The sequence below is a fragment of the Faecalibacterium faecis genome, assembly GCF_040096475.1.
Taxonomy (GTDB): Bacteria; Bacillota; Clostridia; order Oscillospirales; family Ruminococcaceae; genus Faecalibacterium; species Faecalibacterium taiwanense.
This window is the reverse complement of sequence record NZ_JBBMEP010000016.1, coordinates 61,882-71,469: the sequence shown is the minus strand read 5'-3', so window position 1 is coordinate 71,469 and position 9,588 is coordinate 61,882. Positions and strand designations below refer to the sequence as shown.

Genomic DNA, 9,588 nt, shown 5'->3' with positions numbered 1-9,588 from the left:
GAACTTTCCACCGCCAAGAAAGAGGCCGTTCGTTGGAGCAACAAGTACCACGACCTGTGGTACGACGTGAAACCCTATCTGGATGCTCTCCACCGTGCGCCCGAACTGGTGCGCGGCTTTCTGGAAAAGATTCTTGCCCCCAAGCAGGAGCGCACCATGAATGTGCCGCAGCGAAACCGCAAGCGTGGGCAGGATATGGAACTTTGATTTTCGGAGGATACCATTTGAACAAAAAGAAGAAGTCGAACAAATCCGGCTACCCGGATGAAGCAATCAAGACCCTTGCGCGTTGCTTTTATCCCTCCATGGTTGAGTTTTTCAACAGTGAGGAAGGCCAGCGTGAATATGAGGAATGGCTGAAAGAGCAGGAAGCTCTGCAAGCCTTGCCTGTTGCCGCATAAAAACAGCAGGACGCTCCCAGTAAAGAGGGAACGCCCTGCCTTATATAGATGTATCTCACCGAGTTGTGTCCAGTTGGACACAACTCTTATTTTTTGTCCTTAATCTTCTAACCCATGGCTCCCTGCTACATTCTTCAAATATTCCTCTGGGTCGCCATTCAAAATCAAGTCCGCATAGCCCAGCGGGTCGTTATAGATGAGATAGTCCAGTTCCGTTCGCTGTGCCATGGTAACATCCAGAGCCTCTTCGACCCCGGTGCAGTCAATGGAAATTTTTCTCCCACCTCGGAGCAGCAGTTCCACGCAGCCGGTGTCCATATTAAACTTGCAGGCTCTTTCATCGTACTTCATAATCATACCCTCCAAATCTTGTTATTGGCTTACGGTCTACGACAAGGCATCGGAGGTTTGCGCCGTCCACGGGAGCCTTCATTGTTGTACCCGAAGAAAACGAAAAATCCGAACCCTTCTCCAATCGGAAACAGGTTCGGATTTTTCTTGTTTGGTGGGCGCGGGTGGATTCGAACCACCGAAGCTGAAAGCAGCAGATTTACAGTCTGTCCCCATTGGCCACTCGGGAACACGCCCATATTCAGTTTTTGCAGTCCATGGATTGCCTGTATATATTACCACCCGGATGGTAGTTTGTCAACATCTTTTGCGGAATTTTTGGATTTTTGTGCCGAAAGCAAAAACACAAAAGCAAAAGCCGCCCAGAAATCAACGTTCCTGAGCGGCTTTTTGGAGCTGGTGACAGGAGTTGAACCTGCAACCCACTGATTACAAATCAGTTGCGCTGCCATTGCGCCACACCAGCATGGACCAAGCGGTCTTTTGATAGAATACCAAAAAACGCGCGGCTTGTCAATATCTTCTTGGCGCGCAAAAAAACAACCCATTCCCCAAGCAGTATACTATACCGTTTAACAAATGAGGTGCCATTGCCATCAGTTCATACTTTCGTCTGCTTTTAGCATTCTTTTCTGTTGTATCACGTTTTGATACCAGGAATTTTCAACGCAATACATCGATAATAAAATCGAACCATTCGATTCTATTATCATAAAAACCCCACAGGAACCGCGGACGGCTCCTGTGGGGTTCAAAGTCTGTTGTATTCTTTTTTGAGCAGCGGGCTACTTCAGCGGGCAAGGGCCTGCTGGATCTTTGCAAAATCCTCCAGTGTGAGGGCTTCCGGGCGGATGCGGGCATCAAAACCGGCGGCTTCAATGGCGGCTGTCACCGCGTCCTTGGGCATTCCCAGGCCGCTGGCAATGGCGTTTGCAGCCGTTTTGCGGCGCTGTCCGAAGGCGGCACGCACCAGCGCAAAATAGCCTTCTTCGTCCTCCACCTGCACAGCGGGCTGCGGACGGATCTCCATGCGCACCACGGCGCTGGTCACCTTGGGAGCCGGGTAAAAACTGCCGGGCGCAGCGGTGAACATCATTTTGGAGGTGGCATAGTAGCTCACCGCGCAGCTGATGGCGCTGGATGCACGGGTGCCGGGCGCAGCAGCCAGACGGTCGGCAGCTTCCTTCTGTACCATGACGGTCAGGCTTTCAATGGGCAGGCGGTCGCCCAGCAGCTTCATGACAATGGGACTGGTGATGTAGTAGGGCAGGTTGGCGCACACAGCCACCGGCATACCGGGGAACTCTTCCGCAATAAGAGCCTTCAGGTCAACTTTCAGTACATCCTGTAATACCAGTTTAAAATTGTCCACTCCGGCCATCGTTTCGGCCAGCAGCGGCGGCAGGCGTTCGTCCACTTCAATGGACACCACCTTGGCGGCGCGCTTTGCCAGTTCCCGGGTCAGCACACCGATGCCGGGGCCGATCTCAATGACACCATAGCGCTTATCCACGCCACTGGCATCCACGATCTTGGGCGGCAGGCCCGGGTTGATGATAAAGTTCTGTCCAAAACCCTTGGAGAGTGCAAAATCGTATTTTTCACACAGGGCGCGGATCACCGAGAGGTCGGTCAGTTCGGGCATAGATTCCATCCTTTTTCATAGTACGATTTGAATGCCCTCCGCGTCGCTTTGGGCATATTCAGCGGAAATATTATTATAATATGGCAACCCAGCCAGACCTGCGGGTCTGGCTGGGTTGCATTTTCACGAGAAGGGGTCGGTACGGTAAACGGGAGCGCTGCGGGGCGCTCCAAAACGCCTTTTCACGTGAGGAGTCGATACGGCAGGCAGCATCACCGCGCCCTACGGGCGCGATCAAAAGCCGTTTCAAGAAAGGAACATGCGTACGGCAAACAGCACCGCAATAAACCGGGTTCCTTTTTACAAGAAGAAGCCCATGCAGCATTTCTGCCGGTTTTACCCTTTATTCTGCGCTGGATGCTGCTTCACCGCCGGCTTCTGCTTCGGTGGAGGAAGCCGTTTCCTCAGAGGAAGCGTTCTCCGGCTCAGTGGCAGCGCTGTCGGCTTCTTCGGAAGCAGCAGCCGAAGAAGCTGCTTCGTTGACACCGCCCAGAGTCGTGGTACCGCTCAGCTGCTGTGCTGCGCTGACCGCACGCTGGATCTGCGGGTCATCCTCGGGGGTATAATCGTAGAAATTCGTGGTCTCTTCGGCACTGAGGGCACGCTCCACATCCACGCTCAGGCCGGTGCCATCAAAGCAGGAGCCGTCGCCGCAGATGAGCTTTGCCACCGTGATGCTCACGGCGCTGCCATCCGAAAGGCGCTGCGGGCTGCTCTGGATGGTTCCCTTGCCCATGGTGGTGGTGCCCACCAGACGTGCGCCGTTCATGGTGCGCAGGCTGGCAGCAAACAGCTCTGCTGCGCTGGCGGTGTTGCCGTTGACCAGACAGACGATGGGCAGCTCCACCTTGCTCTCATCGTCGCTGCTGCCAATGATGGTGCGGTTTCCGTTCTTATCCTCGGCATAGGCCACAGTGCCTTCCGGGGCGATCAGGTCGATGCAGCTGATGGCATCATCCAACACGCCGCCGCCGTTATCGCGCAGGTCGAACACAAGGCTCTGGGCACCGCTGGTAGTGAGAGACCGGATGGCATAGTCCAGCTCGCTGGGCGTGCTGCCGTCGAACTGGCGGATCTTGATGTAACCCACGCTGTCCAGCATCTGGTAGTCCACGGTGGTGCTGGTGTAGCCGGAGTGGGTCAGGTCCGTTGTCCGGGAAGCAGCCTTGCTGTCGAGCCATGTAACATTGACGATGGTGCCGGCTTCGCCCTGCAGGCGGGACTGCACGGCATCCACCCCGGAAAGGCTCTTCACATCGGTGCCGTCAATAGCAGTGATGTAATCGCCCACCACGATACCGGCTTCCTGCGCAGGCGAGTCCTCATACACCCTGGTCACTCTGGCATAGCCGGTCTGGTCCATGCCAAGTTCCACGCCAATGCCCATCACCTTGCCGCTCTGCTGGTTCATCAGCTCGGTGTAGGCGTTGGCGGTGTAGTAACGGGCGTACTTGTCGCCGGTACCCAGCAGATAGCCTGCGGTCAGGCGGTCGTATAGCACCGTTTCATCAATGGTGTAGTAGTCGTTGCTGCGCACATAGCGGTCCACCTCGGCCACTTTGTTGTACATGCTCTCCTTTTCCTTCACGCTGCTCACCGTGCTGTCAAACAGACGCATGGCAATGAGCATGGTAATGGAAAAGGTCACGGTCATGGCAAGGATCACAATGGTGACAGCCATGCCCACAGAGATTTTACGGTTCATGCTTGCCCCTCCCTGTTAATACAGCAGCATCATGATCACACTGCTCAGCAGCGAGAGTGCAAACACGCCTGCCAGAACAAGGCAGCCGATACGCAGCCAGCGCTTGTGTTTTTGTTCGTTCATAGAATACCAGACTCCTTATAAACACACTCAGTTGTGCGGGAACGGGATATAACCGCGCGGATTGACCGCATTGGCCTTTTTGCCGCCCTTCCAGACCTCCAGATGCAGATGGTTGCCGGTAGAGTTGCCGGTAGAGCCAACGTAGCCGATCAACTCGCCCTGCTTGACATACTTGCCTGCGCTGGTGGCGACCGACCTCATGTGGCCGTACAAGGTACTGTAGGCGTTGCCGTCCGACATGCTTCCGTGGTAGATGATGACATAGTTGCCATAGCCGCCGCTGGACCAGCCCGCCACCTGCACATAGCCGCTTGCGGCTGCGTAGATGGGGGTACCGCCCGGCGCAGCCAGATCAATGCCGGCATGCAGTCTGTTCACGCCGGACACCGGGTTCTTGCGCCAGCCGTACTCACTGGAAATGCGGGTATAGCTCTTCAGCGGGCAGGCAAAGCCGGTAAAGCTCAGCTGCGGCTTGCTGGATGCAGCGGCCGCGATCAGCTTTTGGATCTCTTTCTTGACGGCCTCATAGTTCAGCTCGTCCGATTCAATAGCGGCCTGTGCCGTCTGCTGGGCCTTCTGGGCATCCTGTGCAGAAAGCTGCGCCGCAGAAATGCTGCTGTTCAGCTCGCTCTGCTTTGCCTTCATCTGGTAGTTCTGGGTATCCAGCTCCGCCTTCTGGCTCGTCAGCTCCTTGCGCTGGGCTTCCAGCTCCACCTTATCTGCTTCCAGAGCGCTCTTGGCGGCCTTCATGTTGTCCATGATCTCGGTATCTTTAATGGAGATATCCTGCATGACCTCGTTGAAGGTGAGCAGCTCATACAGGTCGTTCACTGCGCTCAGCATGGCCACACTGCCGCCGTCGCGCAGCTCCTGCATGGCAGCCATGTGCTTTTTAAAATCGCCCCACTGGCTGTCGATCTCGGCCTGCTTCTGGGTGATCTCGCCTTCCTTGGCGGTGATTTTCTGCTCGGTCTGGCCAATGTTGTTCTGCACAGCAGCGATCTGGGTGCTCAGCACGCTGATCTGAGACTGAATGACGCCCACGCGCTCCTTTAGCTCACTTTCCAGCGCTTTTGCAGCAACTTCCTTTTTCTTTGCGTCCGAAAGCTCCTTCTTGTGCTGGTCGATGGATTTGGAAAGGCTGTTCAGCTTGTTCTGCAGGCTGGCCATGCTGGTGGCTGCCGTGGCCGGCTGGAAGCTGACGCTTGCCGCAAGGCATACCGCCGCCAGGCACAGACTCACGCCGCGCAGCAGCTTGCTGCGGGCAGGCTCCGGCCGTGCATGGCGCGGCGTATGGCCGGGCATCTGCAGCCGGAAGGGCTTTGCATGAAGTGCTTTTTTCATGTGCGGCTCCTTTCGATCACACGTTCAGGTGCTTGCGGATGGAGAACATACTGCCCAGACCACCCACAACGGCACCGCCGATGAGGCTGTACGGGATGATAGTGGACCAGACGGCGCTCACCGGCACCAGTGCCTGACCCATGATCATTTCCCACACGCCACCCAGACCGTCGGAAGCCTGCACCATGTAGGAGTAGCCGCCCAGACTGATCGCTGCAGTGAGCACGCCGGAGATCAGACCCATGGCCAGACCTTCCACAACGAAGGGCAGAGTGACCAGACCGTTGGTGGCGCCCACGTACTTCATGATCTCAATTTCGCGGCGGCGCGCAAACACGCTCAGGCGGATGGTGCTGCCCACCGTGATGATGCTGACGACCATCAGCACCAGCACGATGCCGCGGCCCACTTTGGTAACAGAGCGCTGCACCTGCACAAAGACGTTGGTCATTTCCACCGGGGCGGTAACGCTGTACACGCCCTGAATGGCCTGCATCTGCTTGCTCATGCTCTCCATCTGGCTCAGATCCGCGATGGAAACGCGGTAGTTGGCCTTGAAGGGGTTGTCATTTTCAAACTCATCCCACAGGGAGGAGTAATCTTCCATGTAATTGCGGTAGGTGTTCAGCACGTCCTGCTTGGAGACGAACTGCACATTGGTCACGCCGGGCATTGCCGCCAGCTTTTCGCCCACGGCCTGCGCAGTGGCATCATCACACTCCGGGTCCAGATAGACCACGGTCTCGTTCTGGCTGCCCAGATAATTCACCATGCTGTCCACGTTCACCTCGGCAAGGCTTGCAAAGGTGTTCAGGGTCATACAGACACTGAGGGACAGGATGCACACAAAGGTCATGGCCCAGTGCTTGCCCAGATTGCGGATGCCGCGCCGGATCAGAAAAAAGAAGGTAGAAGGTCTCATCATACGGTGGCCGCCTCCTTTTCTGCGGTGTCAGCAGGTTCCAGCTCGGTCTCGAACAGGCGTTCTTTGCGCTCTGCGCGTGCGCGGATGGCTTCCTTGTCGGCAGGCACATCCGAAATGATGCGGCCCTTTTTCAGGGTGACGACGCGCTGGTGGAACTGGCGCACCAGCTCGTGCTCATGGGTAACGACCACCACGGTGATGCCCGTTTCGCTCACCCGCTCCAGCAGCTCCATCATTTCCAGGCTCAATTCCGGGTCGATGTTGCCGGTGGGCTCGTCCGCAATGACCAGCTTGGGGCCGTGGGCAAGGGCGCGGGCCACAGCCACGCGCTGCTGTTCACCGCCGGAAAGGGTGTCCGGATAGGCCTTGGCCTTATCCTCCAGATGCACCAGCTCCAGCATGTACTCCACACGGTCGCTGATCTCCCGGCGCTTGACGTTGGTCACATGCATGGCAAAGGCGATGTTTTCGTACACAGTCATGGTGGGGATCAGCCGGAAATCCTGAAAGATAATGCCCATCTGACGGCGCAGATACGGCACCTGATGGCGGTGCAGGCTGGCAACATCCTTGCCCAGAACGGTCACCTTGCCCTCACTGGGCAGCTCTTCGCGCAGCAGCAGCTTGAGCAGGGTGGATTTGCCTGCGCCGGAATGGCCCAGCAGGAACACGAACTCGCCGTCGTCCACATGGAGGTTGATATCGTCCAGTGCCAGCGGTCCGCCCCGTTTATATTCCTTGGAAACGTGTTCTAAATCGATCATAGGGTAATATTAGCTCCTGACATTAAAATCTGTTTTCACAGCAAAAAGAACCGGCCAGCATCGGTTTCGAGCGGCCGGTTCTGCACTGCAGGCAGAGCCTGCAGCTTATTAGTATTTGGCCGGATTGTTGGACAGGTACTTCTTGACCATCAGTGCTACCTTAAAGACGATAGCATCGTCGAACTCACGCAGATCCAGGCCAGTCAGCTTTTTGATCTTTTCCAGACGATACACCAGCGTGTTGCGGTGCACAAACAGGCCGCGGCTGGTTTCAGACACATTCAGGTTATTCTCGAAGAAGCGCTGGATGGTGAACAGGGTCTCCTGATCCAGGCTTTCGATGCTGCCCTGCTTGAACACCTCGCGCAGGAACATCTCGCACACGGTGGTGGGCAGCTGATAGATCAGGCGTGCAATGCCCAGATTATCGTAGCGGATGATCTGCTTTTCGGTGTCGAACACCTTGCTCACTTCCATGGCAATCTGTGCTTCCTTAAAGGAGGTAGCCAGATCCTTCACGTTGGAGATGGGGGTGCCGATGCCCACCACAGCCTTGATGTAATGCTCGCCGGACAGGGTATCCACGATGCTGGCAGCCAGCTTTTCCATATCGGTGCGGTCGATGCCCTTGCGGATCTCCTTGACCAGCACGGTATCCGTCTCGCTGATATTGAACACAAAGTCCTTCTGCTTGTCGGGGAACAGGCTGCTGACCACATCGTAGGCGGAGATATCGCCGCCGCTGGTAACACGCACGATGAACACCACGCGGGAAACATCGGTGGCAAAGTGCAGCTCACGGGCCTTGGCATAGATATCGCCGGGCAGGATGTTATCCAGCACCACATTCTTGATAAAATTGGACTTATCAAACTTTTCGTCGTGGTACTGCTTGATGCTCTGCAGGCTGATAGACAGCATGGCGGCAAACTGACCAGCCGTCTCGTCCACGCCTTCCACGAATACTGCATAATCATTATGCTTGGCGCTGGAGAACTGCTGATAGGTGTAGCCATCGCGCACAAAGCGGTCGCCTGCGGTCAGACGCTCCGCCATGAAACCCTCGCGCACTTCGCCGATCAGGTTCAGTTCCGAGCAGGAAATAACAGCGCCGGTCTCATCCACCACGCCGACCACCCGGTTGATCGCGTCTTTCATCTGGTAGATCACGCTTTGAAATACTCTATTGGCCATAATGGATACCCCTTTTCCTCGTTTGTGCAAACCGCAGCGGCAGCCGGTCGTGATTTTTAACAATTTAGCTGCATTACATTTTATATTTTACACAAAAGAATTTACTTTTGCAACATATTTCAACAAAAAAGATAGTTTTTTCTTGTGAATATTATCTTTAGGGGCCATTCTGAACCAAAAAAGTGCCTTTTTGCGTGGTTCTGCCCCCTATTCTACCGGAAAAATGTGTTGCTTTTTTGAAATTCGGGTGAAAAGCCGACCCTGTCAGCTGGAAATTTTTGACACTTCTTCGGCAGAAAGCTCCCGCCACTGGCCCGGTGCAAGGGCCGGGTCGAGTGCAAGGCCGCCGATGGCATCCCGGTGCAGGCCGTTCACACCTGCGCCGTACACGCCGAACATCCGCTTGATCTGGTGGTATACGCCCTGCTTGAGCACCACCCGCACGGTCAGACCGTCGGCCGAAAGGGCTGTGACCTCCGCAGGCGAAAGTGCGGTGCCGTCGGCAAGGGTCACGCCCGCCGCAAAGCCGGTGCGCATCTGCTCGGTCAGCGGCGTATCCAACACCACGGTGTAGGTCTTGGAGACGTGGCGCTTTGGAGCAAGGATGTCGTGGGCAAAGGTGCCGTCATCGGTCAGCAGCACAAAGCCAGTGCTGGTCTTGTCCAGCCTTCCCGCCGGGAACAGCTGCCGCCGGGGATAGGCATCCCCCACCAGATCGACCACGGTAGTGTCACGCTTGTCCGTGGAAGCGCTCACCACGTCCTCGGGCTTGTTGAGCATGATGTACACGAACTGCTGATAGCTGAGCGCCCTGCCATCCACAGCCACAGTGTCACTTTCTTTGAGCTGGGTGTCCCCTTTTTTGCAGACAGCACCGTTCACCTGCACCCGCCCTTTGGAAAGCAGCGCCTTAGCCTCGCTGCGGGTGCACTGGGCCGTCTCGGCTAAGTATTTATCCAATCGCATACGCGGTTCTCCTTTTACATAGGTTTGGAGTTTTAGTGTAACATGATAAAATGATTTGCGCAAGAGAACTCCTTCCGTCATCGCTGCGCAATGCCACTGTTTCCCTTTTTGTCACTTGCGTGACATCTTCCCCCGGCCGGGGGAAGATGTCACCGAAAGGTGACAAAAAG

The 9,588-nt window shown here is 55.9% G+C and carries 9 protein-coding genes, 2 tRNA genes and 1 pseudogene; 2 read left to right on the top strand and 10 right to left on the bottom strand.

The window, feature by feature from the left end; genetic code table 11:
* Both WMO17_RS09560 and WMO17_RS09555 read left to right on the top strand, forming a co-directional pair.
* Positions 1 to 207, top strand: a pseudogene (locus WMO17_RS09560) (plasmid recombination protein); the annotation flags it as partial.
* A 17-nt stretch (positions 208 to 224) separates the two neighbouring features.
* Complete coding sequence (locus tag WMO17_RS09555) at positions 225 to 401, top strand: hypothetical protein (RefSeq protein WP_223387700.1); 177 nt, start codon at positions 225 to 227, stop codon at positions 399 to 401.
* A gap of 99 nt (positions 402 to 500) precedes the next feature.
* Here the strand turns inward: WMO17_RS09555 and WMO17_RS09550 are convergent, their stop codons facing one another.
* The 10 genes from WMO17_RS09550 to WMO17_RS09505 all read right to left on the bottom strand — a co-directional run bounded on the left by WMO17_RS09550 (position 501) and on the right by WMO17_RS09505 (position 9,418).
* Positions 501 to 752 (bottom strand): DUF6061 family protein, encoded by a 252-nt coding sequence (locus tag WMO17_RS09550; RefSeq protein WP_349137965.1) that lies wholly within the window; start codon positions 750 to 752, stop codon positions 501 to 503.
* A gap of 152 nt (positions 753 to 904) precedes the next feature.
* A tRNA-Tyr gene (locus WMO17_RS09545) sits at positions 905 to 989 on the bottom strand.
* Between the two features lie 154 nt (positions 990 to 1,143).
* Positions 1,144 to 1,218, bottom strand: a tRNA-Thr gene (locus tag WMO17_RS09540).
* Between the two features lie 324 nt (positions 1,219 to 1,542).
* Positions 1,543 to 2,397, bottom strand: coding sequence for a 16S rRNA (adenine(1518)-N(6)/adenine(1519)-N(6))-dimethyltransferase RsmA (gene rsmA / locus WMO17_RS09535; RefSeq protein WP_044954033.1), 855 nt, complete (start codon positions 2,395 to 2,397; stop codon positions 1,543 to 1,545).
* A gap of 343 nt (positions 2,398 to 2,740) precedes the next feature.
* Positions 2,741 to 4,102, bottom strand: a complete 1,362-nt coding sequence (locus tag WMO17_RS09530; RefSeq protein WP_120081165.1) for a S41 family peptidase — start codon at positions 4,100 to 4,102, stop codon at positions 2,741 to 2,743.
* A 150-nt stretch (positions 4,103 to 4,252) separates the two neighbouring features.
* A complete protein-coding gene (locus tag WMO17_RS09525; protein WP_349137964.1) occupies positions 4,253 to 5,569 on the bottom strand; it encodes a murein hydrolase activator EnvC family protein in 1,317 nt (438 codons plus the stop codon).
* A gap of 16 nt (positions 5,570 to 5,585) precedes the next feature.
* Complete coding sequence (locus WMO17_RS09520; RefSeq protein WP_120020906.1) at positions 5,586 to 6,494, bottom strand: cell division protein FtsX; 909 nt, start codon at positions 6,492 to 6,494, stop codon at positions 5,586 to 5,588.
* Complete coding sequence (gene ftsE, locus WMO17_RS09515; protein ID WP_097781588.1) at positions 6,491 to 7,258, bottom strand: cell division ATP-binding protein FtsE; 768 nt, start codon at positions 7,256 to 7,258, stop codon at positions 6,491 to 6,493. Before ftsE ends, WMO17_RS09520 begins: the two co-directional genes overlap by 4 nt.
* 108 nt (positions 7,259 to 7,366) lie before the next feature.
* Positions 7,367 to 8,452, bottom strand: coding sequence for a PucR family transcriptional regulator (locus WMO17_RS09510; protein ID WP_005944450.1), 1,086 nt, complete (start codon positions 8,450 to 8,452; stop codon positions 7,367 to 7,369).
* Positions 8,453 to 8,716: 264 nt separating this feature from the next.
* On the bottom strand, positions 8,717 to 9,418 hold the full coding sequence (locus WMO17_RS09505) for a pseudouridine synthase (protein ID WP_154259105.1): 702 nt from the start codon (positions 9,416 to 9,418) through the stop codon (positions 8,717 to 8,719).
* Positions 9,419 to 9,588 lie beyond the last annotated feature (170 nt).